Source organism: Streptomyces sp. NPDC058650 (assembly GCF_042717315.1).
Lineage (GTDB): Bacteria > Actinomycetota > Actinomycetes > Streptomycetales > Streptomycetaceae > Streptomyces.
In genome coordinates, this window is sequence record NZ_JBHXRL010000009.1 from 163677 (window position 1) to 189422 (window position 25746).

At 73.1% G+C, this 25746-nt stretch carries 26 protein-coding genes and 1 pseudogene; 18 read left to right on the top strand and 9 right to left on the bottom strand.

Annotated features, from left to right (window positions below; translation table 11 throughout):
* Nucleotides 1–31 precede the first annotated feature (31 nt).
* Entirely contained in the window at nucleotides 32–427 is a 396-nt protein-coding gene (locus ACFWWU_RS18540) for a hypothetical protein (protein ID WP_384146312.1), read from the top strand.
* Nucleotides 428–518: 91 nt separating this feature from the next.
* Nucleotides 519–1004 carry an SAM-dependent methyltransferase gene (locus ACFWWU_RS18545; RefSeq protein ID WP_384146315.1) on the top strand — a complete coding sequence of 162 codons (486 nt, stop codon included), beginning with the start codon at nucleotides 519–521 and terminating at the stop codon, nucleotides 1002–1004.
* A gap of 263 nt (nucleotides 1005–1267) precedes the next feature.
* Here the strand turns inward: ACFWWU_RS18545 and ACFWWU_RS18550 are convergent, their stop codons facing one another.
* From ACFWWU_RS18550 to ACFWWU_RS18580, 7 genes are all read right to left on the bottom strand, one after another.
* Nucleotides 1268–1858 (bottom strand): isochorismatase family protein, encoded by a 591-nt coding sequence (locus ACFWWU_RS18550; RefSeq protein ID WP_384146318.1) that lies wholly within the window; start codon nucleotides 1856–1858, stop codon nucleotides 1268–1270.
* A 97-nt stretch (nucleotides 1859–1955) separates the two neighbouring features.
* Nucleotides 1956–2867 (bottom strand): nitroreductase/quinone reductase family protein, encoded by a 912-nt coding sequence (locus tag ACFWWU_RS18555; RefSeq protein WP_384146323.1) that lies wholly within the window; start codon nucleotides 2865–2867, stop codon nucleotides 1956–1958.
* A gap of 478 nt (nucleotides 2868–3345) precedes the next feature.
* Nucleotides 3346–4086: a class I SAM-dependent methyltransferase gene (locus tag ACFWWU_RS18560; protein ID WP_384146326.1), complete on the bottom strand. Its 741-nt coding sequence runs from the start codon at nucleotides 4084–4086 to the stop codon at nucleotides 3346–3348.
* A 102-nt stretch (nucleotides 4087–4188) separates the two neighbouring features.
* A complete protein-coding gene (locus ACFWWU_RS18565) occupies nucleotides 4189–5538 on the bottom strand; it encodes a carboxyl transferase domain-containing protein (protein WP_384146329.1) in 1350 nt (449 codons plus the stop codon).
* A gap of 109 nt (nucleotides 5539–5647) precedes the next feature.
* Nucleotides 5648–6157 (bottom strand): DUF6114 domain-containing protein, encoded by a 510-nt coding sequence (locus ACFWWU_RS18570; protein WP_384146332.1) that lies wholly within the window; start codon nucleotides 6155–6157, stop codon nucleotides 5648–5650.
* A gap of 2 nt (nucleotides 6158–6159) precedes the next feature.
* Nucleotides 6160–6816, bottom strand: coding sequence for a DUF6230 family protein (locus tag ACFWWU_RS18575; RefSeq protein ID WP_384146335.1), 657 nt, complete (start codon nucleotides 6814–6816; stop codon nucleotides 6160–6162).
* A 198-nt stretch (nucleotides 6817–7014) separates the two neighbouring features.
* A complete protein-coding gene (locus ACFWWU_RS18580; protein WP_384146337.1) occupies nucleotides 7015–7689 on the bottom strand; it encodes a TetR/AcrR family transcriptional regulator in 675 nt (224 codons plus the stop codon).
* Nucleotides 7690–8013: 324 nt separating this feature from the next.
* Between ACFWWU_RS18580 and ACFWWU_RS18585 the strand changes: the two genes are divergently transcribed.
* Nucleotides 8014–8682, top strand: a complete 669-nt coding sequence (locus ACFWWU_RS18585) for a Tat pathway signal sequence domain protein (protein WP_384146340.1) — start codon at nucleotides 8014–8016, stop codon at nucleotides 8680–8682.
* 62 nt (nucleotides 8683–8744) lie between these two features.
* Here the strand turns inward: ACFWWU_RS18585 and ACFWWU_RS18590 are convergent, their stop codons facing one another.
* Complete coding sequence (locus tag ACFWWU_RS18590) at nucleotides 8745–9203, bottom strand: Crp/Fnr family transcriptional regulator (protein ID WP_384146343.1); 459 nt, start codon at nucleotides 9201–9203, stop codon at nucleotides 8745–8747.
* 160 nt (nucleotides 9204–9363) lie between these two features.
* Between ACFWWU_RS18590 and ACFWWU_RS18595 the strand changes: the two genes are divergently transcribed.
* The 6 genes from ACFWWU_RS18595 to ACFWWU_RS18620 all read left to right on the top strand — a co-directional run bounded on the left by ACFWWU_RS18595 (nucleotide 9364) and on the right by ACFWWU_RS18620 (nucleotide 15235).
* Nucleotides 9364–10059: an alpha/beta hydrolase gene (locus tag ACFWWU_RS18595; RefSeq protein ID WP_384146346.1), complete on the top strand. Its 696-nt coding sequence runs from the start codon at nucleotides 9364–9366 to the stop codon at nucleotides 10057–10059.
* A 134-nt stretch (nucleotides 10060–10193) separates the two neighbouring features.
* Complete coding sequence (locus tag ACFWWU_RS18600; protein WP_384146349.1) at nucleotides 10194–10949, top strand: amino acid ABC transporter ATP-binding protein; 756 nt, start codon at nucleotides 10194–10196, stop codon at nucleotides 10947–10949.
* 42 nt (nucleotides 10950–10991) lie between these two features.
* Nucleotides 10992–11840: a glutamate ABC transporter substrate-binding protein gene (locus ACFWWU_RS18605; RefSeq protein ID WP_384146352.1), complete on the top strand. Its 849-nt coding sequence runs from the start codon at nucleotides 10992–10994 to the stop codon at nucleotides 11838–11840.
* Nucleotides 11841–11850: 10 nt separating this feature from the next.
* The gene (locus tag ACFWWU_RS18610; protein WP_189836060.1) at nucleotides 11851–12516 is read left to right on the top strand and encodes an amino acid ABC transporter permease; all 666 of its coding nucleotides are present in this window, start codon (nucleotides 11851–11853) and stop codon (nucleotides 12514–12516) included.
* Nucleotides 12513–13427 (top strand): amino acid ABC transporter permease, encoded by a 915-nt coding sequence (locus ACFWWU_RS18615; RefSeq protein ID WP_384146355.1) that lies wholly within the window; start codon nucleotides 12513–12515, stop codon nucleotides 13425–13427. Before ACFWWU_RS18610 ends, ACFWWU_RS18615 begins: the two co-directional genes overlap by 4 nt.
* Before the next feature lie 434 nt (nucleotides 13428–13861).
* Entirely contained in the window at nucleotides 13862–15235 is a 1374-nt protein-coding gene (locus ACFWWU_RS18620) for a cryptochrome/photolyase family protein (protein ID WP_384146358.1), read from the top strand.
* 23 nt (nucleotides 15236–15258) lie between these two features.
* Here the strand turns inward: ACFWWU_RS18620 and ACFWWU_RS18625 are convergent, their stop codons facing one another.
* On the bottom strand, nucleotides 15259–16266 hold the full coding sequence (locus tag ACFWWU_RS18625; protein ID WP_384146361.1) for a MerR family transcriptional regulator: 1008 nt from the start codon (nucleotides 16264–16266) through the stop codon (nucleotides 15259–15261).
* Between the two features lie 134 nt (nucleotides 16267–16400).
* On the opposite strand from ACFWWU_RS18625, the gene ACFWWU_RS18630 reads away from it, so the two are divergent.
* From ACFWWU_RS18630 to ACFWWU_RS18670, 9 genes and pseudogenes are all read left to right on the top strand, one after another.
* A complete protein-coding gene (locus tag ACFWWU_RS18630; protein ID WP_384146364.1) occupies nucleotides 16401–17027 on the top strand; it encodes a sigma-70 family RNA polymerase sigma factor in 627 nt (208 codons plus the stop codon).
* Nucleotides 17028–17166: 139 nt separating this feature from the next.
* Nucleotides 17167–18900 (top strand): molybdopterin-dependent oxidoreductase, encoded by a 1734-nt coding sequence (locus ACFWWU_RS18635; RefSeq protein WP_384146367.1) that lies wholly within the window; start codon nucleotides 17167–17169, stop codon nucleotides 18898–18900.
* An 87-nt stretch (nucleotides 18901–18987) separates the two neighbouring features.
* Nucleotides 18988–21219 (top strand): ATP-binding protein, encoded by a 2232-nt coding sequence (locus tag ACFWWU_RS18640; RefSeq protein WP_384146370.1) that lies wholly within the window; start codon nucleotides 18988–18990, stop codon nucleotides 21217–21219.
* Nucleotides 21220–21920, top strand: a pseudogene (locus tag ACFWWU_RS18645) (molybdopterin-dependent oxidoreductase); the annotation flags it as partial. It abuts the gene before it with no gap.
* 65 nt (nucleotides 21921–21985) lie between these two features.
* Nucleotides 21986–22816 carry an ammonia-dependent NAD(+) synthetase gene (nadE, locus tag ACFWWU_RS18650; protein ID WP_384146373.1) on the top strand — a complete coding sequence of 277 codons (831 nt, stop codon included), beginning with the start codon at nucleotides 21986–21988 and terminating at the stop codon, nucleotides 22814–22816.
* A 113-nt stretch (nucleotides 22817–22929) separates the two neighbouring features.
* Nucleotides 22930–23319 (top strand): VOC family protein, encoded by a 390-nt coding sequence (locus ACFWWU_RS18655; RefSeq protein ID WP_384146376.1) that lies wholly within the window; start codon nucleotides 22930–22932, stop codon nucleotides 23317–23319.
* 79 nt (nucleotides 23320–23398) lie between these two features.
* A complete protein-coding gene (locus tag ACFWWU_RS18660) occupies nucleotides 23399–24079 on the top strand; it encodes an ABC transporter permease (RefSeq protein ID WP_384146379.1) in 681 nt (226 codons plus the stop codon).
* Nucleotides 24076–24750: an ABC transporter permease gene (locus tag ACFWWU_RS18665; RefSeq protein WP_384146382.1), complete on the top strand. Its 675-nt coding sequence runs from the start codon at nucleotides 24076–24078 to the stop codon at nucleotides 24748–24750. The genes ACFWWU_RS18660 and ACFWWU_RS18665 overlap by 4 nt, the downstream gene beginning before the upstream one ends.
* A 23-nt stretch (nucleotides 24751–24773) precedes the next feature.
* A complete protein-coding gene (locus tag ACFWWU_RS18670) occupies nucleotides 24774–25742 on the top strand; it encodes an ABC transporter substrate-binding protein (RefSeq protein ID WP_384146731.1) in 969 nt (322 codons plus the stop codon).
* The last annotated feature ends 4 nt before the right edge of the window (nucleotides 25743–25746 follow it).

A 25746-nucleotide genomic window follows, 5' to 3' on the forward strand; every position in this document is an offset into this window, starting at 1 on the left:
CGCGCGGCGGCGGCCGGCGTCCGTACCCGACATGAGCTTCGAGGACCGGCCGGAGAGCGCCGAGGACGAGCGGGCCGCCGAGAGCGGCGAGCGCGACGAGCGGGTGCTGAACAGCATCGGCTGTCTCCTCGCCCTCGCCGGCGTCCTGGTCGCGGCGGCCTACGCGGTGCCCCGGGCCGCGTACAGCTACGACGGCGGCTTCGAGGGCCAGGACACCGACTGGAGCACGATCCTCCTCGAACTGCCGCTGATCCTCCTCGCCGGTTTCGCCCTCCCGCCCCTGACCTGGGCCGCGGCCACGCGGCGTCTGCGGCCGTGGGCGGCGGCGCTCGTCTGCCTGGCCGTCGTCGCGGTCGGGCTCTGGGGGCTCGACACGGTCTGGCATCCGAAGCAGGGACCTGATCCGGGGTACGGACCGGGGATCTGACGGCCCGTACCAGCTCGTCGGCGACGGGAGTACGGTCGGCGTGATCACGTACGGACGAGGGTCGTCCCACGGGCGAGGAGGGAGGAACCCCATGGCACAGGAGCACAGCGCCCCGGAGACGGTCGTCTCGTACCCGGTGGGGCGTGTCGTCGGCGGGCGGGACGAGGTGCGCGACGACGAGTGGGGCGGCGTCGAGTCGGTGATCCGGCTGGATGCGGCGGCCTTCGGCCCCGAGGCGCTGGCCGGTCTCGACGCCTTCTCGCACCTGGAGATCGTCCACCACTTCGACCGCGTGAAGCCGGACGCGGTCGAGACCGGGGCCCGTCACCCGCGCGGCAACACGGAGTGGCCGCTCGTCGGGATCTTCGCGCAGCGCGGCAAGAACCGCCCCAACCGCCTCGGCGTCTCGCGCTGCCGGCTGATCCGTACCGACGGCCTGGACCTCCATGTGCGGGGCCTGGACGCCGTCGACGGCACGCCGGTACTCGACATCAAGCCGTACATGGCCGAGTTCGGCCCCCAGGGGCCGACCAGTCAGCCCGCGTGGGCCGACGAGATCATGCGCCGCTACTGGTGAACCGACGTGCGGGACACGAACCAGGGACTCTTCGTCTGCCGGGCGCTGCGGCTCCGAAGCGATGAGCCGCACCCGTCCCGTCCGCGCACGGCCTGCCATCGTCAGCGCCGCGTTCCACCGGTCGAAGAGGGCGGCTCCCGAACGCTGACCGGTTCGCGTGCTGCCACTCTCGCGGCGGACGGTTCAACGCCCGTACAGCGGGCGGCAAGAGCCCGCACAAGACTCGGGAAAGGACCGCGCCACCGCCCGCCAGGAGAGGTCCGTCAGGCGTGGACCACCGGCTCGCCGCTGAGTCCGACGCCCGCCGCGCGCAGTTCGTCGAGAGCGACGCCGGTGGTGTCGGCGGCGACGCCGGCCGTGTAGTCGAGCAGGACGTGCACGTCGAAGCCGGCCCGGACGCCGTCCAGCGCGGTGGCCTTCACACAGTGGTCCGTGGCGATCCCGACGACGTCGACGCCGCCGACCTCACGGGCGCGCAGCCACTCCCCGAGGGGCGTGCCGTTCTCCGTCGCGCCCTCGAAACCGCTCTTCGAGGCGGAGTGCGCGCCCTTGAAGAAGACCTCGTCCACGGCTCCGGAGGTCACGACGGGCTCGAAGTCCGGATGGAACTCGCCCCCTTCGGTGCCGACGACGCAGTGCACCGGGAACGAGTTCTCGAAGTCCGGCTCGTCCGAGAAGTGGCCGCCCGGGTCGACGTGGTGGTCCCGGGTCGCGACGACGTGCGCGTACCTGCCGTCGGCACCCCGGATCAGATCGGCGATGGCGACGGCCCGGTCGGCCCCGCCCTTGACGGGGACGTTGCCGCCCTCGCAGAAGTCCTTCTGTACATCGACGACGATCAGGGCACGGCGCACGGAAGCGGCCTTTCCTCAAGGGGGACGTATCCGTTGCATCGTCGCGTCTCCGGCACCCGATGTGCGGGGCACGCGCCCGCCGTTCACCCGATAGGGATCATGGAACGGGGCGGACGGGTGGGAAGGGGATCTCCGCGAGCAGCGGCAGCAGCGCTTCCTCCTCGTAGTCCAGGTGTGCCGTGAGCTCCGTCGACATCCGCTCCAGTTCGGCGCGGAACCGCTCGGGGTCCGCGCCGGCGATGTCGGCGAGGTGTCCGCTCAGCTCCCGCTGGAGGCGGGCGACCGTGCGGTGTTCGACGCGGAGCCGTTCGAAGACCTCGCCGAGGTGCGGGTGATGTGCCTCGAGGCCGGGAAACAGATGGGCGTCCTCGCTCGTGTGGTGGAACTCCAGCGACTGGCAGAACGCGAGACACCGCTGCCGGATCTGGAGCCCGAGACCCGGCGCCGGCGGCTCGCCCTGGCCCTGGTGCGCCGCGCGCGCGGTGAAGTGCGCGTCGACCTCGTCCCGTACGAGCCCCAACTGGCCGCGGAGCCAGAGATGGACCTCCATGAGCTTGTCGGCGAGGTTCGCGACCTCGACGGGTGCCTCGTCCTCGGCGACCGCGGCGGACTCCAGGACCACGACCGGCAGCACGCGCGCGGTGTTCTCCTGGTAGGCGCCGTAGCCGGGCTCCGCCTTCACCACGTGCGCGAACAGCCGGTCCCGGCGCTCGCCTTCGGCGGGTACGGCGAGTGCCTCGAACTCCTCGGCACCGATCTCCACCCGGACCAGCGGGTGGGCCAGCAGGTTGTGGAACCAGTCGGGGTGCTGCTCGGACCCGAGGTTCGAACCGACGACCAACAGCAGATCGTCATGGCGCACGTACCCGAGCGGCACGGTGCGCTCCGCGCCGGATTTCGCGCCGGTGGTGGTCAGGAGCAGCAGGTCGCCGCCCTCGAAGTAGCCGCCGACCTTCCCGCGGTTCGCGCGGAACTCGTCGATGACGGACTGGTTGAACGATGTGGGCATGATGATGGGGATCTCCGTGAAGGGCGCGATGGCCCTGGGTGTGCCGTGAGAGCGCGCCGGAGGCGGCCGGTCACGGGTGGGAACGCACGGGTGCCTCGCGCGGGAATGCCGCGCGCGAGCGCACCTCGGTCAGGCGTGGTCGGTAGGGAACGGACTCATGTGAGGTCCTCCGACGGGAAGGTGGTCGCCCGATCGCCGGCCGGCCCACTGCTCTTTGGCCGGCGCCACGCGCCACGGATGCGATTAAAGCACAGGCGCTGAGAGGACGGGGAGATCTCACGAATGGGGAGATCTCACGAATGAGGAGTGGGTCCGGCTGAAGCCGTACCTGCCGAAGTCAGGGCTGCGCGGCGGCCGGTGGGCCAGTCGTCGCAGGACCATCATCGGATCCTGTACCTGGTCGGCGGATGGCGCCTGGGACAGGATCTTCCAGGGCCGACCGGGGAGGGGACATCTTCACGTCTCGGTGCGGCGGTGCTTACGGCTTGTGGGTTACCCAGATCATTTCTGCCGGCCAGCGGTGTGCCCAGTCAGGCGGGTCGGTTCGGTTGTAGCCGTTGTCTGTTCCGGGTTCGGGCCGCGGCTCGATGAGGTCGTCGATGACGAGACCCGCGCCGCGCAGGACCTTGATCCAGCCGCCGTAGGTGAGCTGATAGCTGACCGCGCCCTGGTCTTCGGCGATGGTGTCCAGCCCGAAGTAGTCCTGGTGCAGCGTCGTGGTTACGCGGCTGGCGGCTTCGTCGTAGCAGGCTTCGAACCATGGGCTGGCGACGTTGAACACCAGGCGCCCACCCCGGCGCAGGATGCGTGCGACCTGCGGGACGGCCAGGTGCGGGGGCGCCCAGCTAAGCCCGCCGTAGTCACAGAACACCACGTCGAAGCTGGCGGCGGCGAACGGGAGTTGTTCGGCGGCGCCTTGCACCAGGGGGTAGCGGGCCGCTCCCATCGCGCGAGCTGCCGCGGCGAGCTGGGCTTCGGACAGGTCGAGCCCGACCACGGTGGCGCCCTCAGCGGCGAGCGCCCTGGACCACTGGCCGGCGCCGCAGCCGAGTTCGAGGACGCGCTTGCCGGTGACGTCGCCCAGGGCGTGCAGGTGCGCGTCGGGGATGGCGTACGTGCCCCACAGCCGGGGCGTTGCGCCGATCTGCGGGTCGTGCTCGTCCTGGTAGGCGCTGCTGATCTGGTTCCAGAACCGCCGGTTGGCAGGAATGCTGTCCACGCGCCGACTCAAGCACCGCCTGCCGGGGCGGTCAACACGATTGTGCCGCGACCGGGAAGGTGCACCGGTTCACGGGTGTCCTGCCTGATCGACAGGACACCCCTAGCCGCGAGCGGGGCCGTCGACGATGCCTCGGATGACGCCGAGCGCGAGGAGGTCCTGGGGGCGCAGACGGAGGCGGTCGGCGGTGGTGGCGGCTTCCTCGGGTGTCCGTTTGAGGATGGCCGCGGCGAGTTCCGGGGCGATGACGGAGAAGTAGCTGTCCGGGGTGGCCCAGGTGTTGTCGGGGGCGGCGAGGGCGAGGGCGCCGCCCGAGCCGCCTTCCCCGACGAGGAGCGAGGTGAGCGGGACCCGGGCGGTGGCGACGGCCTCGAAGAGGGCGGCGATGGCCGGGCCCGCTCCGTCCTGTTCGGCCTCGGGGTCGTTGGCGGCGCCGGGGGTGTCGACGAGGGTGAGGACCGGGATCCCCAGGCGGTCGGCGAGGCGGACGAGCCGGGTCGCGGTACGGAATCCGGCGGGCCGGGTGGCGGTGCCGCACTGGGCGGCGTAGGCGACGGTGCGGCCGTCCGGCAGCTGCCCGAAGCCGCAGAGCATGCCGGGATCCGTGCCTCCGCAGCGGTCGCCGGAGATCCCGGCGCGCCGCGTGAAGTGGGCGTCGAGGTAGGCGGGCGCCCGGGGCCGGTCGGGGTGCCGGGCGCGGGCGACGGCCTCCCGGCCCGACTCGGCGGGTGACATGGCGCCGGCGCCCAGGGCGCGCGGGGGTGCGGCCGGGCCCTCGGCGGGACGCGTGAGGAGCGTGAGCCAGCGGCCGAGCGCGGCGCGCAGCTCCCCGGGCGGTACGACGGCGTCGATGTGGCCGTGGGCGAGCTGGGCCTCCGCCGTGTAGGCGCCGGGGTCGGCGTCCTGTGGACGTACCCGCGAGCCCGCGAAGCCGACCTGGGCGCCCGGCAGGGCGAGGACGACATCGGAGCCCGCCCCGAGGGTGGCCCAGCCGCCGCCGGTCGTCGGGTCCCGCAGGACCGCGATCTGCGCCAGTCCGGCGGCCCGGGTGAGCGCCGACTCCCGGGCCAGCACCTGGAGTTGGAGCAGGGCGCGCATGCCCTCGTGCATCCGGCTCCCGCCGGTGGCCGGAAGCACGACCACGGGCAGCCGGCGGTCGCGGGCGAGGCGGTGCGCGGCGGAGGCCCGGGCACCGGTCCGCTCGCCGATGGAACCGCCGAGGAAGCGGAACTCGAAGGAGAGCAGCACCACGTGCACGCCGCCGATCGTGCCCGTACCGCAGATCACCGACTCGGTCTCGCCGGAACGGGCGGCGGCGCGGCCGTGCGCGGCGGAGTAGCCGGGCCAGCCGATCGGCCCGTCCCCGTCCAGAGGCCCCTCGGAGAACGGGAGTTCGGTGAAGTCGTCGGTGACGAGCGCGAGCGCCTCGCGTGCCGTCATCGGGTCGGTCATGCGTGCCTCGCCGCTCGTCGCCGGATCCGTCCGTACGGGTGGGTCGGTGGTGCGCCTCCACCGTACCGTCGGACGGTGGAGGCGCGGCGGAGCCGCCCGTACGGACAGGTCAGGCGCCAGGCCGTGGCTCCGGCGCCGGTCCGGCCGCCGCTCCGGCCACGGCTGCGGTGGGTGCCGCTCCGGTGGGCGCCGCCGTCCCGCTCGCGGTCGTCCCCGGCTTCCGGCGTCGCCCCCGGCGCCAGGACCGGCGCCGGGGCCGGTCGGGCAGCCAGCCGAAGGCGAGCGAGCTGCCGACGAGCCCCAGTGCCATGCCGATGAAGAACCCGCCCAGATTGGAGGTCACCCAGCTCCCGAGGGACGCCAGGACGCCGACGACCGAGTAGAAGAGCCGCTGGCGCGGGTTGAAGACGACGAGCAGTCCGCAGATCACCATGAGGAGGGGCAGGACGTAGCCCACCAGGCTGTCCGCCCCCGCCGTGAGGATCACGGTGATGCTCGCCCGCTGGGTCAGCAGGATCTCCGCGCCGCCCAGGGCGAGCGTGAGACCGGCGCCGAACGGGCGGCGGTATCGCCAGAGCCGGAAGGCCCGCCAGGGAGACCGCCGGCGGCCGGACGCCACGCTCAGCAGCCCTTCGAGCTGAAGCGCATGTGCAGGTCGGGCAGGGTGAACCGGACGGCGGTCGTGGCGTAGTTGGTCTGCCGCACGTCCTTGATGCGGACGGTGTCGGCCTGCTGGCCGAACACGCCCAGCGGGCCCTTGACCGGGGGCTTGTCGAAGGTGCTCGCGTCGCCGCCGATCTCGATGTTGTCGAAGTCGGCGACCTTGCCGGACATGTCCGTGGAGTCGGTGGTGAGCCCCGAGGCCTTGACCGGGGTGCCCTTGGCGCCCGCCGTGATGTGCAGGTACGTGCCGCCGAGCTCCACGCTCTGGCAGAGGTTGGTGAGTTCGGCCTCACGGATCGCGGTGACGATGACCAGGATCTGGCCCCCGGTGTCGCCGGCGTTCGGGCTGCCCTCGGGCATGTTGTCGAGGCCGCCGAACTGCCCGAAGCCCCGGCCCTCCAGGCTGTCGGCGGTCACCGTGAACGGCATGCCCGAGATGGCGAACTGGGCGGCGAGTGCTCCCTGCGCGGTCAGCACCACGAGAGCCGCCGCGGCCGCCAGGGCGGGCCCGCCCATCAGGGCCGCGCGGCGGAACCGGACCCGGCCGCGTCTGTCGGATCCGTCGTCGGGTAACGGGGTGTGCGCGATCTCCCGGGTGTTTTCGGACATGGCCATGAGGCGCTCCTGACGTGGGTGAGGAAACAGACCTGCGCGGCGGTGTCCTGGCGCGGACCGTTCCCCGAGCTGCCCGGGTCTTCCTCGCGTGGTGCGGAGGCAGACATGCCGCAGGGAACCTTCCCGGGACCGTAAGGCTTGCGGTTACCCCGGGTCAACCAGCGTGCGTGTGCTGCTTGTCGGACCTCCGGCGATCGATCATTCAGGCGTGAACGGGGCCACCACCACGTGCACGAGGGTGTCGAGGAGAGGGGGGAGATCGGTGAACCGTCCCTCGTCGACCGCGCGATGGACCGCCGCGTGTACGGCGCCCACCACGATGTCCACCAGCTCGCCCCGCGCCACCCACGGCGGCCCCGCCGGCGCGTCCGCGAAGAACCGTCGAAAACTGGCCAGAAGTTCCGCGCGGGCCCCGCGCCCCGCGGGCCCCACCGACTCGATCTCGACCACCATCGTGGCGAAGGCGGGGTTCTGCGTGAGGAGGGTCAGCAGCACCCGCAGCCCGGCCCGCACGGAGGCCGGCCAGTCCGCCGCGCCGCCCGCCTCGTCGTACGCCCGCTGCATGGCGCGCACCACCAGCTGCGTACCGCCCCGGTACGCGGCGATGACGGCGTCCTCCTTTCCGGAGAACAGCTCGTAGAAGACCGGTCGGGTCACCCCGGCCTCCCGGCAGATGTCGCTGATGCGTGCCCCGGCGTAGCCGTTCTCCGCGACCGTCCTGGCGACTCCGTCGAGCAGCCGCTCGCGCTGTCGGGAGGCCACCTGCTCGGGGCTCAGCCGGCGCGGCCCGGGGCGCAGGGAGCGCCCCGGTTCACGACCCGAGCGGGCCCCCGGGAGGACGAGCTCCTCCTCGGCCTCGCGGGCACTCGTCATCGGCCACATCCTTCCGGGCTTGTTGACGTCGCGTACTCGGCAGGATTACAACCCTCGTGGGTTTTCCTCTCGGTGCGCCGAGTGTCATCGGGTGTTCTCACGTGTTCGGTGGAGCCGATCCCCGAGGGACGGGGCACGTCCTCACCGCACACCGCACCGAGTATCACGCTCCCGCACCTCTCCAGCACCCCTCTCCAGCACCCCCTCTCCAGAACGCCGCTGCCGGACATCATCCGTGGCGCCGGACCGTTCCGGCAGCGGTCGCACGTCGATCCGTACGTCCCGACGTCCCCACCCCCCCTCCGTACGGAAGGAAGCACCCTCATGCGCAAGCACGCTCTCCTCGCCGCCGTCGGCCTCGCCGTCTCCGCCACGCTCGCCGCGACCACCCAGGCCGGCGCGGTCGGCTCCGCCGCCGGCAACGTCCTCACCACCGGTTCCGCCACCGGCCCCGCGGTCGCGATCGGCGACGTCCTCTCCGCCTCGCTCCCCACCGGAACCAAGGCCCGGATCGCCACCACCCAGGGCGGCAGCACGGGCATCACCTGCAACACCTCCGCGTTCACCGCCACGGTCACCGGCAACCCCGCCGCGCCCGGCACCGCCACCGAGACCGCCACGGCCCACACGCTCAGCAGCTGCACCACCAACATCGTCGGCGCGACGGGCGTCCAGAGCATCACCGTCAACAACCTGCCGTTCGGCACGGCCGTCGTCTCCGGCGGCGCGCTCACCGTCACGGCGGGCGCCGCGGGCCCGATCCAGACCACCCTGAAGATCAACAGCATCCTCGGCTTGATGACCTGCGTCTACCGCGCCGGCAGCCTCACCGCCACGCCCTCCAACACCGACAACTCGCTCACCTTCACCGACCAGCTGTTCACCAAGGCCAGCGGTCCCGGCACCTGTCCCGCCAACGGCTACTTCTCGGCGAAGTACGGCCCCGTCCTGGACACCAGCCAGGCCGGCAGCCCCGCCGTCTTCGTGAACTGATCACGATCGTCCGACCCCGGTCGGAGCCCCGCCCCCTCCCCTCGACGAGGAGGGGGCGGGGCTCACGCGAAGATGCCGCTCCCGTGCGGGGCGTAGAGGTCCAGGAGCCGGACCCGGGTCACGTTGAGGCGATGGGCCAGGATGGCCCCCACCCAGAACATGACCGAGGCGCCGAACTCCGTGTCCGCGCGGCACATCGACCGGACGGCCGGGGCGTCGAACTGGTACGCCCGCACCGGCGTCATCGCCTCGGCACCCGACTGGCACAGGTACGGAGGGAACATCCAGGAGAGCCCGACGAGCTCGCCGTGGCGCAGGGTCTCGATCACCGGCGACCCGCGGCCCGGCACCTTGGCGTCGAGCGTCACCGCTCCCGTCTTCACGATCCAGAACCGGTCGGCGAGCTGCTGCTCCTCGAACAGCCGATGACCGGAATCGAAGTACACGTCCTCGGCGAAGGCCATCAGCCGTTCCCGGTGTTCCGGCGGCAACGTGCTGACCTTGGGCGCGGATCTGGTCATGGCGGACCCTCCTCCTCGGACGCTCGGCTCCCACCCCCAGTGTCCGCCGCCCCGCGCGGGCGCGCGTGCGGGGCCACCGACGCGCACGTAGCGTGGCCGCGGGGAGACGGGGCGGGACAGGGGCGGGATCCATCCCTCGCACAGATCGGTACGGACACCCATGGCAGACAAGCCCACGATCGTCCTCGTGCACGGATTCTGGGGCGGCGCCGCCCACTGGGCGAACGTCATCGTCGAGCTGAACAAGCGCGGCTACGACAAGCTCCGCGCCGTCGAGAACCCCCTCACCTCGCTCGCCGACGACGCCGAACGCACTCGCAAGATGCTCCAGCAGGTGGACGGACCCGTCGTCCTCGTCGGCCACTCCTACGGTGGCGCCGTCATCACCGAGGCCGGTGACCTGCCGAACGTGAAGGCCCTCGTCTACATCGCCGCCTTCGCGCCCGACTCCGGCGAGAGCCCCGGGCAGATCAGCCAGGAACACCCGCCGGCCGCCTTCGAGAACATCGCCCCCGACTCCGACGGCTACCTCTGGGTCGCGCAGGACAAGTTCCATGAGAGCTTCGCCCAGGACCTCGCCCCCGACGAGGCCCTCGTCATGGCCGTCACCCAGAAGGCTCCGTTGGCGTCCACGTTCGGCGACACGGTCACCGCCCCGGCCTGGCGCGTCAAGCCGTGCTGGTACCAGGTCTCGACCCAGGACCGCATGATCCACCCCGACAACGAGCGCCGGATGGCGCAGCGCATGAATCCGCGCGAGACCGTCGAGCTCGACGCGAGCCACGCCTCGCTCGCCTCCCGGCCGGTCGACGTCTGCGACCTGATCGAGCTCGCCGTACGAGAGACCACCGGCTGATCTCCGTCCTTCCGTCCCTCCGCCCTCCGCCCTCCGCCCGACGCCCGGCGCCCGGCGTGCGCGGGCCCGGCGGAGGGCGGAGCATGAACGTGAGGAGGGAGCGGCAATCGGGGGCGTGACCCTTGGAGGGTGCCATGCCCGTCCCGGAAGGCGGCGACGCGCTCGTCGTGCTGCGTGCAGTGGACAAACACTTCGGCACCCTGCACGTCCTCCAGTCCATCGACCTGACGATCCACCGAGGCGAGGTGGTCGTCGTCATCGGGCCGTCGGGCGGGGGAAAGTCGACGCTCTGCCGGGCGATCAACCGTCTGGAGACCGTCGACTCGGGCGAGATCGTCATCGACGGACGTCCCCTCCCGGCCGAGGGCCGCGAGCTGGCGGCCCTGCGGGCCGACGTCGGCATGGTCTTCCAGTCCTTCAACCTCTTCGCGCACAAGACGGTGCTCGACAACGTCACCCTGGGCCAGATCAAGGTCCGCAAGAAGGACCGGAAGGCCGCCGAGCAGCGGGCCCGCGCGCTGCTCGACCGCGTCGGGGTCGCCGAGCAGGCGGACAAGTACCCGGCGCAGCTCTCCGGTGGTCAGCAACAGCGCGTGGCGATCGCCCGCGCCCTCGCCATGGATCCGAAGGTGATGCTCTTCGACGAGCCGACCTCCGCGCTCGACCCCGAGATGATCAACGAGGTCCTGGAGGTCATGCAGCAACTCGCCCGGGACGGCATGACGATGGTGGTCGTCACCCACGAGATGGGCTTCGCCCGCTCCGCCGCCAACCGCGTCGTCTTCATGGCCGAGGGACGGATCGTCGAGGAGACGACCCCGGACGAGTTCTTCAGCAATCCGCGCAGCGACCGGGCCAAGGACTTCCTGTCCAAGATCCTCCACCACTGAGCCCGGCCGTCGCCCGATCAGCAGCCCCCAGGGGTGATCCACATGAACACACACAGGACCGGAAGGGCCACCGTGGCCGTCGCCGCGGCCGTCGTCCTCTCCTTCACCTCCGCCGGACTCGCGTCCGGCGCCGCCGGCGACGTGTCCCGCGACCACGGTGGCGAGCAGATCACCGTCGGCATCAAGTACGACCAGCCCGGCATCGGCCTGAAGACCCCGGACGGCACCTATACGGGCTTCGACGTCGACGTGGCGACGTACATCGCCAAGGAGCTCGGCCACGACCCGTCCGACATCGTGTGGAAGGAGGCCAAGAGCGCCGACCGGGAGACGCTGCTCCAGCGCGGTGACGTGGACTTCATCGCGGCCTCGTACTCGATCAACGACGAGCGGGCAGAGAAGGTCGACTTCGCCGGGCCCTACCTCCTGGCCCACCAGGACGTCCTGATCCGCGCGGACGACGACTCGATCAAGCAGCCGTCCGACCTGAACAACAAGAAGCTGTGCTCGGTCACCGGCTCGACCTCCGCGCAGAACGTCAAGGACAAGATCGCTCCCGACGCCCAGCTCCAGGAGTACGGCGGCTACTCCGAGTGCCTGACCGGCCTGGAGAACGGCGTCATCGACGCCGTCACCACCGACGACTCGATCCTCGCCGGGTACGCCTCGCAGGCCGAGTTCAAGGACAAGTTCAAGCTCGGCGGCTTCAAGATGAGCAACGAGAACTACGGCATCGGCGTCCAGAAGGGCAGCGACCTCACGGCCAAGATCAACACCGCGCTGGAGAAGATGGTCGCCGACGGCTCCTGGGACGCCGCGGTGGAGAAGAACTTCGGCCCCGCCGGCTACCAGAACGAACCCGCCCCGAAGATCGGCGTCATCGTGAAGTGAGCAGGCCGTCGTGTTCGACTTCCTCCAGGGGTACGACCTGCTCGGAGCCTTCTGGGTAACGGTGCAGCTCACCGTGTACTCCGCCATCGGCTCCCTGATCTGGGGGACGGTGCTGGCCGCCATGCGCGTCAGCCCCGTCCCTCTGATGCGGGGCTTCGGCACCTGCTACGTCAACATCGTCCGCAACATCCCCCTCACTGTCATCATCGTCTTCACCTCCCTCGGCCTCTTCCAGACCCTCGGGGTCAGCCTGGGTGCCGACAGGTTCACGACGATCAACTTCCGGCTCGCCGTCCTCGGCCTCACCGCCTACACGAGCGCCTTCGTCTGCGAGGCGGTCCGCTCCGGCATCAACACCGTCCCCCTCGGGCAGGTCGAGGCGGCCCGCGCCATCGGGCTCAGCTTCCCGCAGGTGCTGCGCATCATCGTGCTCCCGCAGGCCTTCCGCTCCGTCGTCGGCCCGCTCGCCAGTGTCCTCATCGCCCTCACCAAGAACACCACCGTGGCCGCCGCGATCGGCGTCGCCGAAGCGGCCCTGCTGATGCGCGAGATGATCGAGAACGAGGCCCAACTCATCCTCATCTCCGCGATCTTCGCCGTCGGCTTCCTCTGTCTCACCCTGCCCACCGGGCTGTTCCTCGGGTGGGTGGCCAAGAAGGTGGCGGTGAAACGGTGAAGAGCAAGCCCACGGTCCTCTACGACGTCCCCGGGCCGCGCGCCCGACGGCGCAACCTCCTCTGGACGCTGCTGTTCGTGGTCGCCCTCGCCGCCGTGGTGTGGTGGGTCGTGGCGAGCCTCGCCGAGAAGAACCAGCTCGAATGGGAGAAGTGGGCGCCCTTCTTCACCGACGCCCGGGTCTGGGAGACGTACATCCTGCCCGCCCTGAAGAACACCGTGATCGCCGCCGCGCTCGCCATGGTGATCGCCTTGCCCCTCGGCGCCTTCCTCGGCATCTCCCGCCTCTCCGAGCACCGCTGGGTGCGCGGCGCGGCCGGCACCGTCGTCGAGTTCTTCCGGGCCATCCCCGTCCTGATCCTCATGCTCTTCGCCGACGCCGCCTACTCCGAGTTCACCGACATGAGTCCGGACGTCCGCCCGCTCTACGCCGTCGTCACCGGCCTCGTTCTCTACAACGCCTCCGTGCTCGCCGAGGTCGTCCGCGCCGGCATCCTCTCCCTGCCCAGCGGCCAGACCGACGCGGCGAAGGCCATCGGCATGCGCAAGGGCCAGACCATGACGTACGTCCTGCTCCCGCAGGCGGTCACCGCCATGCTGCCCGCCCTCGTCAGCCAGCTCGTCGTCATCGTCAAGGACACCGCGCTCGGCGGTGCGATGCTCGGCTTCTCCGAACTCCTCGCCTCCGTACGCCCGACGAGCGCGAACTACGGCGCGAACACGATCGCCTGCTTCACCGTCGTCGCCGTCATCTTCGTCATCCTCAACTTCGCGCTCACCACCTTCGCCTCCTGGCTCGAAGGCCGCCTGCGGCGCGGCAAGAAGTCCACGGGCGCGGTCGTCGGGGCCGACGCCGTGGAGGAACTGGCCACGCCGGGCGAGCATCGGGGCCCGACGGACGGGACCAGATGACCGGAGCGCGGGCCGCGCGCACGAGCCCGGCCGGGTCGACACGAGCGCGGCCGGGTCGACACGAGCGCGGCCGGGTCGACACGAGCGCGGCCGGATCCACGAGCGGCCCGGGTCCACGAGCGTGGCCGGGTCCACGAGCGCGGCCGGGTCCACGAGCGGCCCGGGTCGACGAGCGAGGCCGGGTCGACGAGCGGCCCGGGTCGACCAGCCGCCCCGGTCGACCAGCGCGGCCGGGTCGACCAGCCGCCCGGGTCGACGAGCGTGCCCGGGTCGACGAGTCGGAGTGGCGGCGCGGTCCGATGCCCGGCACCTCCCGCCCGTGGACCGCATCCGGCGCACGCGCCCGCCGCGAATGACCTCCGCAAGGTCAGCCCAGTGAGCATCGGGCCCGCGCGTCGCGCGGCGGTCGGTGGTCCCCTGCCAGGAGCGGTGCCATGAACGTCTCGGTCGTCCTGTTCACCTCGGACCTCCGCGTCCACGACCATCCGCCCCTGCGCGCGGCGCTGGGCCAGGGAAACGAGGTCGTTCCCCTGTTCGTGCGGGATCCGGCGGTGGACCGCGCGGGCCGGTTCGCGCCGAACCGCCTCGCCTTCCTCGCCGCCTGCCTCACCGGCCTCGACGCCGGGCTGCGGGAGCGCGGCGGCCGACTCGTCGTGCGCTCGGGCGACCCCGTCGCCGAGGTGTGCCGCGTCGTGCGCGAGGCCGACGCCGACGACGTCCACATGGCGGCCGGGTGCAGCGGCTTCGCGCGGCGCCGCGAGGACCGGCTGCGCCGCGCCCTGGAGGCGGACGGGCGGCGGCTGTACGTCCACGACGGCGTCGTCACCGCACTGCCCACCGGCGCGGTGACACCGAACGGCTCGGACCACTACGCGGTCTTCACCCCCTACTTCAGGCGCTGGTCGCGCGAGCGTCTGCGCGAGCCGCTCGCGGCGCCCGGCCGCGTACGGGTACCCGAGAAGGTCCGGTCCGAGGACCTGCCCAGCCCCGCCGACGTTCCCTCCGTCTCCGCCGGCCTGGCCACCGGCGGCGAGAAGGAGGGCCGCGAGCGGCTCGCCGCCTGGCTGGGCCGGTACGCCGACACGTACGAGGAGCGCCACGACGACCTCGCGGGCGACGCGACCTCGCGCCTGTCGCCGTACCTCCACTTCGGAGCCGTCTCGGCGGCCGAGGCCGCCCACCGGGCCCGGTCGCGGGGCGGGCCCGGCGCGGAGGCGTTCGTCCGGCAGCTCTGCTGGCGCGACTTCCACCACCAGGTCCTCGCCGCCCGCCCCGACGCCGCCGCCACCGACTACCGCACCCGTCACGACCATTGGCGACGCGGGAAGGAGGCCGAGGCCGACCTCCGGGCCTGGCAGGAGGGCCGCACCGGCTACCCCGTCGTGGACGCCGCGATGCGGCAGCTCGCCCACGAGGGCTGGATGCACAACCGGGGGCGGCTGCTCACGGCGTCGTTCCTGACCAAGACGCTGTACCTCGACTGGCGTGAGGGCGCGCGGCACTTCATGGACCTACTGGTCGACGGTGACGTCGCGAACAACCAGCTCAACTGGCAGTGGATGGCCGGCACGGGCACCGACAGCCGCCCCAACCGGGTGCTCAACCCGGTGATCCAGGGAAAGCGATACGACCCCGACGGCGCGTACGTACGGCGATGGGTACCGGAACTCGCCGGCCTCGAAGGTCCCGCGATCCACGAGCCGTGGAGACTGCCCGGCCTCGAACGGGCCCGCTACGACTACCCCGACCCGATGATCGAACTGGCCGACGGGCTCGCCCGCTTCCGGCACGCACGGGGTCGGGACTGAGCGCCGCGCTCAGCCCCCGGCTCTCAGGACGACGCCGACGCCGACGCGGAGGCCGGCCGCTCGCCGTCGCGCGCCGCGTCGCAGAGCCCGCGCAGCAGGGTCAGGGCCTCCCGCAGCCCGCCCGGGCGCGGCATCCCCGGCGCGGGGGTCCGGCCCGCCCAGCCGGGGCCCGCGAGGAGGACGACCGGACGGTTCCTGGCGCCTTTGACGCCCCAGGACATGTCGGCGACGTGGCGTGCCAGGGGGTGGTGGGCCGTGGACCGTGCCTGGGCCCAGAGCACGACCGCGGCGGGACCGGTCCTCCGTACCGCCTGGTCGAGCGCCTCCGGCGGCACCGCCGCCCCGAACATCAGGGTGGGCACTCCGAGTTCGGCGAGTCCGGCGGTGAGGGCCTCAAGCGGAAGCGTGTGCTGCTCGCCGGGCACACAGGCGAGCAGCACCGGGGGAGTGCCGGCCGCCGGGGCGCCGGAGCGCGCCACGGAGTCGAACCGGCGCAGGGCCGACGACACATGCCAGGACAGCAGGTGTTCCACCTCGACGTAACGGTCCTCCGAGGTCGCCCACTTGCGGCCGACGGCGTGCAGGGCCGGGGCCATCACCTCCTCCCAGGCGGCGACCAGACCGTGTGTCGCGATCGCGGACTCCAAGAGCTCGTCCATGGCACCGGAGTCGAGTCGTACGGCCGCGCGGCCCAGACCGCGGACCTCCCGTCGCAGCGCCCCAGGAGGCGGAGCGTCCGCGGGGCGCCGCTCGGTGGGTCCGTCCTCGGCGGCGGGCGGGACGGGCGCGGCGGGCGCCGCTCCTGCCTTGGCGGCGCGCGCGGCCTCCGCCGGCGGGAACCCGGACGAGGTCAGGCGGCACATCTCCCGCAGGACGGCGATGTCGTCCGGGGTCCACCGTCGGTGTCTGCCGTCCTCGCGGGCGGCCGGGCCGATGCCGTAGCGCCGGTCCCAGGAGCGCAGGGTCGTGGGCGCGACGCCCAGGCGGCGCGCCACCGCTCCGCTGGTGATTCCCGGCGAGGGCTCGTTCATGGTTCCACGATACGACGCACAAGCGATGCGGGTGGAGCCGCGGCGGCGCCGTGACGGAGCCTGAGGGTCCCCCGCGAGGGGACCGCCGCCCGCCGACCGGGTCACCCCCGGTCCAGGCCAGAGGAGCAGTCGCCATGTCCGCACCGAGTGTCGCCCTCCGGCCGTCGCCGTGGAGCGAGGCCGGTTCCCTGCCCGATCACGAGGTCGCCGAGGGCTTCGTACGCGGCGACGACCGCTGCCTGACCGCCGCGTACGCCCGGTGGTCCGGCCTCGTGACCGCACTCGCCGCGCGTTGCCTGGGCGATCCCAAGGAGGCGGAGGACGTCGGCCAGCAGGTCTTCCTCGCCGCCTGGCGGGGACGCGCCGGCTACCGGCCGGAGCGCGGCCCGTTCCCCGGCTGGCTCGTCGGCATCACCCGGCGGAAGATCGCCGACGCCCTCTCGGCCCGCACCCGCCGCCGGGACCTGGTGATCGCGGCCGGTGCGCGGCTCTCCCACGAGCGCGACGCGTCCGCCCACGGCCCCGACGCGGTCCTCGACCGGCTCGTGGTCACCGGTGAGCTGGCGAAACTCCCCGCCGCGCAGCGCGAGGTCCTCGCCATGGCCTTCTACGGGGACCTCACCCACGTCCAGATCGCCGAGCGGACCGGATTGCCGCTCGGCACCGTGAAGAGCCACGCGCGGCGCGGTCTCGACCGGCTGCGCCGCTCGCTGGGCGAGGCGCCGGGGCGGAGCCGGCGTGCCACCGTGCTCGCGCGCTGAGGGCCGGAAACGACGCGTAGGCGACGCGTGTGCGCGGCGGGTCCGGGGACGGCGTCCGGGAAGGGACCGGTCGGCGCTGCGGCCCACCCGTCCAGGTGAATCGCCCCATCCGGAGCGCCGTCGATGCCGAATGAGAGGCATGACCCTCTCAGCGCCCCCGCGCGAGCCCACGCGCACGGACCGACTCCTGGCAGCGGTCGGCGGCCTCGTCGCCGCGTACGTCTCGCTCGCCGTCGCGGACCTCGTCGCCTTCTGGGTACGGCCCGAGGCGAGCCCCGTGCCCGCCGTCGGCGGCGCCGTCGTCGACCGGACCCCGGCGGCCGTGGAACAGTGGGCGATCCGCGTCTTCGGCGAGAGCGACAAGGCGGTCCTCCAACTCGGCATCCTGGTCCTCCTCGGCCTGCTCGCCGCCGGGATCGGACTGCTCGCGCTCCGGCACCGGGCGGCCGGTTCGGCGGCGGTCGGCGCCTTCGGCCTGCTCGGCGCACTCGCCGCCGTCACCCGCCCCGACTCGGACTCCGCCCTGGACGCCGTGCCCTCCCTGGTCGGCGCGGCTGCCGGCGCGGTCCTGCTGTACGTCCTGACCGGCCGGCTCCTCGCCCCACGAGCAGGCGCCGCACCGCGGCCGGACCTGCCGGGCGGACCGGACCTGACGGACGGGGCTGATCGGTCGAGCGGGACTGATCGGTCGGACGTGGCGGAGGGTGAGGACCGTGTGGATCGGTCGGACCTCGCGGACGGTGAGGGCCGCGCGGAGCCGTCGGACCTCGTGGACCGGTCTGACCGGCGCGGCTTCCTGATCGTCGCCGCGTCCGCCGGGCTCGCCGCGACCGGCGCCGCCGCCCTCGGCAGGGCGGCCGGCTCGCCCGTCGCAGAGAACGCGGCCGCCTCCCGGGCGGCGCTCCGGCTGCCCCGCCCGGAGTCCCCCGCCCCGCCCGTGCCCGCCGGGGCCCAGCTCCGTGTCCCGGGCATCAGCCCCTTCCTCACCCCCAACCGCGACTTCTACCGCGTCGACACCGCGCTCGTGGTCCCCAAGGTCGACGCCGATCGCTGGCGCCTGCGTCTCCACGGCAGCGGCGTCCGTGAGGAACGCGTCCTCACTCTCCGCGAGCTGATGGCGCGCAGGGTGGTGGAGCGGGACATCACCCTGGCCTGTGTCTCCAACGAGGTCGGCGGCCCGTACGTCGGCAACGCCCGCTGGCTCGGCGTCCACCTCGCCGACCTGCTCCGCGAGGCGGGCGTCCGGCCGCCCTCCGAGGGCGGCCCCGCCGACCAGCTCGTCGCCCGTTCCGTCGACGGCATGACCATTGGCACCCCCGTCGAGGACGTCATGGACGGCCGGGACGCCCTCCTCGCCTTCGGGATGAACGGCGAACCCCTGCCCTTCACCCACGGCTTCCCCGTCCGCATGCTCGTCCCCGGCCTGTATGGGTACGTCTCGGCCTGCAAGTGGATCGAGTCGATCGAGCTCACCACCTTCGACGCCTACGACGCCTACTGGGTCCCGCGCGGCTGGGCCGCCGAGGCGCCCGTGAAGACCCAGTCCCGCATCGACACTCCACGCGCCCTCGCCCGGCCCGCCGCCGGTACCGTCATGATCGCCGGAGTGGCCTGGGCCCAGCACCGGGGCATCGCCCGCGTCGAGGTTCGGATCGACGACGGCCCCTGGCGGGACGCCGGGCTCGCCGCCGAGGACAGCCGTGACACCTGGCGCCAGTGGGCGTACCCGTGGCAGGCCACTCCCGGCCGGCACACCCTCACCGTCCGTGCCACCGACAGCACCGGCTCCACCCAGCCCGAGAAGCGCACCGGCACCATGCCCGACGGGGCGCAGGGATGGCACTCGGTGGTGGTGACCGTCGAAGGTGCGTAACGAACCGGATCCGTACGCCCGTTCCTCGCCCAATTGAGGGAGACTGCCTTCGTGCGTGGACATCTTCCGGACGAGAACCCTGGGTTCGTGGGGCGCCGCACGGAACTGGGCCGAATATCCGCCGCGTTGGCGGAGGACCGCCTCGTCACCGTGACCGGCGTCGGCGGCGTCGGCAAGACCCGGCTCGCGCTGCGCTCCGCGCACCGCGTCGCCGAGCGGTTCCCGGACGGTGCCTGGTGGACCGACCTGACCCCCCTCGACGGCGACCGGCTCCTCGTCGCGCTCGTCGCCGACTCCGTCGACCTCGCCGACCACACGCCCGGCATGGCGAGCACCGCGCTCTGCCGCAGGCTCGCCGAGGACCGGCTGCTCCTCGTCCTCGACTCCTGCGAGCACCTCGCCGACCCCAGCGCCCGGCTCGTCGCCGAACTGCTCGCCGCCGCCCCGGGACTCACGGTCCTCGCCACCAGCCGCCGCCCCCTCGGCGTCGACGGCGAACGGGTCGTCGCCCTCGACCCGCTGCCGCCCGCGGGGCGGGACGCCCTGGAGCTGCTCCGCCGGGCCGCCGGGGAGGACTTCCCCGCCGCGGGACCCGCCGGGGAGATCTGCGTACGCCTCGAAGGCATCCCCCTCGCCCTGGAGCTGGCCGCCGCGCAGATCCGCCTCCAGGGCGCCGAGGCCGTCCGCGACCAGCTCGGGACCCGCCTCGACACCCCGCCGGGCGCCCGCTTCGACCTGCTCGCCCACACCGAGCGGGTGTGGCCCGGCCGGCACCAGACCCTGCGCGCCGCCATCGGCTGGAGCCACGAGCTGTGCGCCCCGCTCGAACGCCTCCTCTGGGCCCGTCTCTCCGTCTTCCGGGGTCCCTTCGACCTCGCCTCGGCGATCGCCGTGTGCTCCGGTGGCCCGCTGACCTCCGCGACCCTGCCGGAGGCCCTCGACGGACTCGTCCGCTCCTCCGTGGTCCACCCGCCCGATGGAGCCGGGCGCCACCGGATGCTCGACACGATCCGCGCGTACGGGGCGACCTGGCTGGAGCGGACCGGCGAGACCGGGACCGTCGCCGACCGGCACGCCGCCCACTTCCGGGGCCTCGCCCGCCGCGCGGACACCGAATGGCTCGGCGCCCGCCAACTCCGCTGGTACCGGAGCGTCGACGCCCATCACACCGACCTCCGCACCGCCCTCGACCGGCTGCTGCGCACCGACCCCGACGCGGCCCTCGACCTCGTCGGCTCCGTCGCCTTCGCCTGGTCCTGCCGCGGCCGCCTCCGGGAGGCCTGCGACGGCCTCGAACAGGCCCTGCTCCTCAGCGGCTCCCGTGGCCGCGCCCGAGCCCGCGCGCTCTGGGCGCTCGGCGTGACTCTCATCCTCCAGGGCGAGTTCGGCCCGGCCCAGGACGTCAGCGAACGCTGCGCCCGCGAGGCCCGCTACACGGAGTACGAGGAGGCCCTGGAGGAGGGACGGCCGGAGCCAGGGTCCGAGCCACGCTCCGAGCCACGCTCCGAGGCGCGCTCCGAGCCACGGTCCGAGGCGCGCTCCGAGCCACGGTCCGAGGCGCGCTCCGAGCCACGGTCCGAGGCGCGCTCCGGAGAGCGGCCGGAGGCGCGGCCCGGAGCGGGGCCGGGCGCGCCGTACGCGAGGGCCGGGCGGCCCCGGCCCGGCGACCTCACCCTGGACGCCGCCGCCCTCGCGGGGCTGCTCGCCCTGACCACCGGCCGCCCCATGGCCGCGTTCGTCGTCGTGGACCACGTCCTCGACGCCGTACCCGGCGGCCCGGCCGACTCCGCCGCCCGGCTCCGCTGCGGCCTCGTGCGGGTCTTCGCCCTCACCGGCCTGGGCCGGCTCGCCGAGGCCCGCGAGCGGGCCCTGGCGCTCCGGGCCCTCTGCGAGGAGCTCGACGAACACTGGACCCGTACCGCCCTGGAGTACCAGCTGGCCCTGACCGGCCTCCTGGAGGGCGAACCCGCGGCGGCCGCCGGCCACGCCCGCGCCATGCTCGAAGGCACCCGGCGGCTCGGCGCGAGCCTGGGCGTCGCCCTCGGCCTCGACGTCCTCGCCACCGCCCTCGCGGCGGCCGGCGACGGCGAGCGGGCGGCCGACGTCTCGGGCACGGGGGAGGCCTACTGGCGCTCCACCGGCCAGCCCCGCCGCGGTCTGCCCGGTCTGCGCGCCCTCCGCGAGAAGTACACCGACACGGCCCGCGCGACCATCGGCGAGCCCGCCTACGAGGAGATCTTCCTGCGCGCCCTCACGGGCCTCCCGCAGGACGGTCTCGACCGGGCGCTCGCGGCTCCCCGCGGGGCCGATGACGGGTGAGCGGTACCCGCTCGCCCTACGCTCCTCGTCGCGTACGCGACGAACGGGGCGCCCTGCCCCCGCAGCACGGCAGCCCGCTCCGGCTCGTCGTCCCCGGCTGGTACGGCATGGCCCACGTGAAGTGGCTCCACGACATCACGGTCACCGCCGATCCGTACACCGGCCTCCAGCAGAGCGTGGCCTACCGCATCCGGGCGTCGACGGACGGGGACGAGCCCGGGGAGCCCGCCACCCTCATCGCGCCCCGCGCCCTGATGATCCCGCCCGGCTTCCCGGACTTCATGTCCCGCACCCGGGTCGTCCGTCCCGGGCCCGTCCCGCTCGCCGTGCGCGCCTGGTCCGGCCACGGCCCGGTCACCCGCGTCGAGGTCGGAGAGGTCGGTGAGGGCGGTGAGGGCGGTGAGGTCGGAGAGGGGCGCGAGGACGGTGAGATCGGCGAGGACGGCGAGGACGGCGAGTACCACGGCGGTGCGGCGTGGACCGACGCCGTACTCGATCACGACCCCGCGCACCCCTGGGCCTGGTCGTCCCGGCACACCACGTGGACGGCGACGCCCGGGCCGCACCACCTTGCCGTGCGGGCCACCGGCGCCGAAGGCCACGTCCAGCCGCTCGTCGCCCCGTGGAACCGCGGCGGCTTCGCCGACAACCTCGTCCAGCTGGTCGACGTGCTCTGCACCCCGGACGCGTCCGTCGCCTGATCGGGCGGCGCGTAGAGTCGACCCCGGTACATCGCAGCCAGCCCGACCCCGACGAGGAGACCCCCGTGACCGACCCGGCGTCCACCGCCCTCCAGCAGCAGATCGCCCGGGACCTCGAGGTGTCCGACACCTTCGACCCGGCCGTGGAGATCGAGCGCCGAGTGGCCTTCCTCGCCGAGCGCCTCACCTCCACCGGTCTGCGCTCCCTCGTCCTCGGCATCAGCGGCGGCGTCGACTCGACCACCGCCGGGCGGCTCTGCCAGCTCGCCGTCGAGCGTGTCCGGGCCGCCGGCCACGACGCCACCTTCTACGCCATGCGCCTGCCGTACGGAGTCCAGGCCGACGAGAGCGACGCGCAGACCGCCCTCGGCTTCATCCGCGCCGACCAGGTCCTCACGGTGGACGTGAAGGCCGCGAGCGACGCGGCCCTGGAGGCCTGTCTCGCGGGCGGGGTGGCCTTCCGTGACGCCCACCACCAGGACTTCGTGCAGGGCAACATCAAGGCCCGCCAGCGGATGATCGCCCAGTACGCGGTCGCCGGCGCCCAGGACGGTCTCGTCGTCGGCACCGACCACGCCGCCGAGGCCGTCTCCGGCTTCTTCACCAAGTTCGGCGACGGCGCCGCCGACGTCGTCCCGCTCACCGGTCTCACCAAGCGGCGCGTCCGCGCGGTCGCCGCCGAGCTCGGCGCCCCGGCCGGGCTGGTGTGGAAGGTCCCGACGGCCGACCTGGAGACCCTGGACCCGGGCAAGCCCGACGAGGACGCGCTCGGCGTCACGTACGACGACATCGACGACTTCCTGGAGGGCAAGCCGGTCGCTGAGGCCGCCTTCGCCTCCATCGTCCGCCGCTACCGGCTCACCGAGCACAAGCGGCAGCTGCCGATCGCTCCCTGACCAGGGCCTTGGCCGTCCCCTGAGCTCGCCCTCGGCGTCCCCTGAGCGCATCGCGACCCTTCGGCGGATCCTGGAAGGGGGCCTCGGAAGAGTCCCCCGGAAGGGAGTACGCCATGTTCGGCGAGACCACGGCGTTCAGCGGCTTCTCGGTCGACGACCTCGACGCCGCCCGGCGCTTCTACGGCGAGACCCTCGGTCTGAAGGTGGAGGAGGAAGGGGAGGGCGACATGCGGATGCTCACCCTCACCCTCGGCGGCGGGGCCCGGATCTTCGTCTATCCCAAGGAGAACCACACCCCCGCCTCGTTCACGATCCTGAACTTCGAGGTCGACGACGTCGACCGGACCGTCGACGAGCTGGCGGCGCGCGGGGTGACCCCAGAGCGCTACCCCGAATTCGAGGCGGACGAGAAGGGCATCGTGCGAGCCGAGGGCGGACCGACCATCGCCTGGTTCACGGACCCGGCGGGCAACGTCCTCTCCGTCCTCCACGGTCACCCCTGACCGGGGAGGCGGACGCGCCCCGCCCCCGAACGGCCCGGCCGGAGGTGCGCCGCGCCCGCGTGCCGTCTCGAATGGGAAGGTGACCGCGCCGCCCGACGACTGCCTCGCCCGCAACGAGTGGATCTGCGGCGCCTACGTGTCCACGCGCGGCGAGATCCTGAGCGACGCCGTCGTCCAGCACCTCCAGCTGACCGCGGTCTCGGTCGCCCTCGGCCTCCTGCTCGCCCTGCCCCTCGCGGTCGTCGCGCGCCGCTGGCGCTGGGCGGCGGGGCCCGTCCTCGGGATCACCACGGTCCTGTACACGATCCCGTCCCTGGCGATGTTCTCGCTGCTCCTGCCCGTGTACGGACTCTCCGCCGCCCTGGTCGTGGCCGGTCTCGTCCTCTACTCGCTCACCCTCCTCGTACGGAACATCCTCGCCGGGCTCCGCGCCGTCCCCGAGGAGACGCGCCAGGCCGCGCGCGGCCTCGGCTACGGGCCGATCCGCCTCCTCCTCGCCGTCGAACTGCCGCTCGCGCTGCCCGCCGCCATGGCCGGGCTGCGCATCGCCACCGTCTCCGCCGTCTCCCTCGTCACCATCGGCGCGATCGTCGGCCACGGCGGTCTCGGCAACCTGATCTACGCCGGGATGAACACCTACTTCAAGGCCCAGGTCCTCACCGCCTCCGTCCTCTGCGTCGTCATCGCCGTCGTCGCCGACCTGCTCCTCCTCGGCGCGCAGCGGTTCCTCACCCCCTGGACCCGGGGACAGGCCGCGTGACCACGCTGACCGACGCCTGGTCGTGGCTCACCACCGCCGCGCACTGGTCCGGCGAGAACGGCGTCTGGCACCGGCTCGGCGAGCACCTGTTCCTCACCGTCGTCTGCCTCGCGCTCAGCTGCCTCGTCGCCCTGCCCGTCGCGCTCGTCCTCGGTCACCTCGGCAAGGGCGGCGCGCTCGCCGTGAACCTCGCCAACGCGGGCCGTGCGGTGCCCACCTTCGCCGTCCTCGTCCTCCTGCTCCTCAGCCCCCTCGGCCCGTACGGCCAGTGGCCGACGATCATCGCGCTCGTCCTCTTCGCCGCGCCCCCGCTGCTCACCAACGCGTACGTGGGGATGCGCGGCGTCGACGCCGACGTCGTACGGGCCGCCCGGGGCATGGGCATGACGGGCAGTCAGACGCTCGCCCGGGTCGAGCTGCCGCTCGCGCTGCCGATGGTCCTCACCGGCGTACGGATCGCCGCCGTCCAGCTCGTCGCCACCGCCACCGTGGCCGCGCTCGCCGGCGGCGGCGGGCTCGGGCGGATCATCACGGCGGGGTTCAACCTCGCCTCCACGCCCCAGGTCGTCGCCGGGGCCCTCCTCGTCGCCGCGCTCGCGCTCCTGGTGGAGGGTGTCTTCGAGGGGGTCCGGCGCCTCGCGCCCGCCGGGGCGCGGGGGAGCGGCGCGTGAGGCCGCCCCGCGTACCCACGGCAGTGCTGCTTGCCCTCTCCCTCTCCCTTTCCCTCTCCCTCGCCGGCTGTGCCACGGGCCCGAGCTTGGAGGATCAGGGCGAGGTCACGGCGCCGCCGGGCGACAGCCGCAGTCTGACCGTCGGCTCGGCCGGTTTCACCGAGAGCGACCTGCTCGCCCAGATGTACGCGCTGCTCCTCGAAGAGGCCGGCTACCGCACGAAGATCCTCTCCGTCACCAACCGAGAGCTGTACGAACCCGCGCTGGAGAACGGGCAGATCGACGTCGTACCGGAGTACGCGGCGACCTTCGCCGACTGGCTGAACGCCAAGGCCAACGGGCCGGACGCGCCGACCGTCGGCTCACCCGACCTGGCCGCGACCATGACCGCCCTCCGCGCGCTCGCCGCACCGCGCGGGCTCACCGTCCTCGACCCCGGCCGCGCCGTCGACCAGAACGCCTTCGCCGTCACCGCCGCCTACGCCGCCGAGCACCGCCTGAAGACCCTGAGCGACCTCGGCGCCGCCCGCCTCCCCGTCCGGCTCGCGGCCGGGGACGAGTGCGTCCGGCGGCCGTACTGCGCCCCCGGTCTGACGAAGGTCTACGGGATCGAGGTGACCGCCGTCGACCCCAAGGGCGTCGGGACGACCCAGGCGAAGCAGGCCGTCCAGAGCGGCCAGGACCAGCTGGTGCTCACGACGACCACGGACGCCACGCTCGACGACTTCGGGCTCGTCCTCCTCGCCGACGACAAGAACCTCCAGAACGCCGACCACATCGTGCCCGTCGTCAACCGCGCCCGCGCCGGGAGCGCACGCGTCACGGAGGCGCTCGACCGCCTCAACACCGTCCTGACCACGGCTGATCTGGCGGAGCTCAACGAGCGGGTGGACAGCTGGCGCCGGCTCCCGGAGGACGTGGCGCGGAACTACCTCGCCGACAGGGGCCTGATTCCGGGCCGACGAGTCGAGGCTCCGTCGTCAGCCCGCTGAACAG

Bases quoted from the DNA above. Each gene is read 5' to 3' on its own strand.
- ACFWWU_RS18555 (WP_384146323.1), bottom strand. From the start codon at position 2,867: ATGCCCACATCGTTCAACCAGTCCGTCATCGACGAGTTCCGCGCGAAC.
- ACFWWU_RS18635 (WP_384146367.1), top strand. From the start codon at position 17,167: ATGACCCTCTCAGCGCCCCCGCGCGAGCCCACGCGCACGGACCGACTC.
- ACFWWU_RS18565 (WP_384146329.1), bottom strand. From the start codon at position 5,538: ATGACCGACCCGATGACGGCACGCGAGGCGCTCGCGCTCGTCACCGAC.
- ACFWWU_RS18575 (WP_384146335.1), bottom strand. From the start codon at position 6,816: ATGGCCATGTCCGAAAACACCCGGGAGATCGCGCACACCCCGTTACCC.
- ACFWWU_RS18540 (WP_384146312.1), top strand. From the start codon at position 32: ATGAGCTTCGAGGACCGGCCGGAGAGCGCCGAGGACGAGCGGGCCGCC.
- ACFWWU_RS18630 (WP_384146364.1), top strand. From the start codon at position 16,401: ATGTCCGCACCGAGTGTCGCCCTCCGGCCGTCGCCGTGGAGCGAGGCC.
- ACFWWU_RS18605 (WP_384146352.1), top strand. From the start codon at position 10,992: ATGAACACACACAGGACCGGAAGGGCCACCGTGGCCGTCGCCGCGGCC.
- ACFWWU_RS18595 (WP_384146346.1), top strand. From the start codon at position 9,364: ATGGCAGACAAGCCCACGATCGTCCTCGTGCACGGATTCTGGGGCGGC.
- ACFWWU_RS18620 (WP_384146358.1), top strand. From the start codon at position 13,862: ATGAACGTCTCGGTCGTCCTGTTCACCTCGGACCTCCGCGTCCACGAC.
- ACFWWU_RS18580 (WP_384146337.1), bottom strand. From the start codon at position 7,689: ATGACGAGTGCCCGCGAGGCCGAGGAGGAGCTCGTCCTCCCGGGGGCC.
- ACFWWU_RS18590 (WP_384146343.1), bottom strand. From the start codon at position 9,203: ATGACCAGATCCGCGCCCAAGGTCAGCACGTTGCCGCCGGAACACCGG.
- ACFWWU_RS18585 (WP_384146340.1), top strand. From the start codon at position 8,014: ATGCGCAAGCACGCTCTCCTCGCCGCCGTCGGCCTCGCCGTCTCCGCC.
- ACFWWU_RS18625 (WP_384146361.1), bottom strand. From the start codon at position 16,266: ATGAACGAGCCCTCGCCGGGAATCACCAGCGGAGCGGTGGCGCGCCGC.
- ACFWWU_RS18655 (WP_384146376.1), top strand. From the start codon at position 22,930: ATGTTCGGCGAGACCACGGCGTTCAGCGGCTTCTCGGTCGACGACCTC.
- ACFWWU_RS18545 (WP_384146315.1), top strand. From the start codon at position 519: ATGGCACAGGAGCACAGCGCCCCGGAGACGGTCGTCTCGTACCCGGTG.
- ACFWWU_RS18600 (WP_384146349.1), top strand. From the start codon at position 10,194: ATGCCCGTCCCGGAAGGCGGCGACGCGCTCGTCGTGCTGCGTGCAGTG.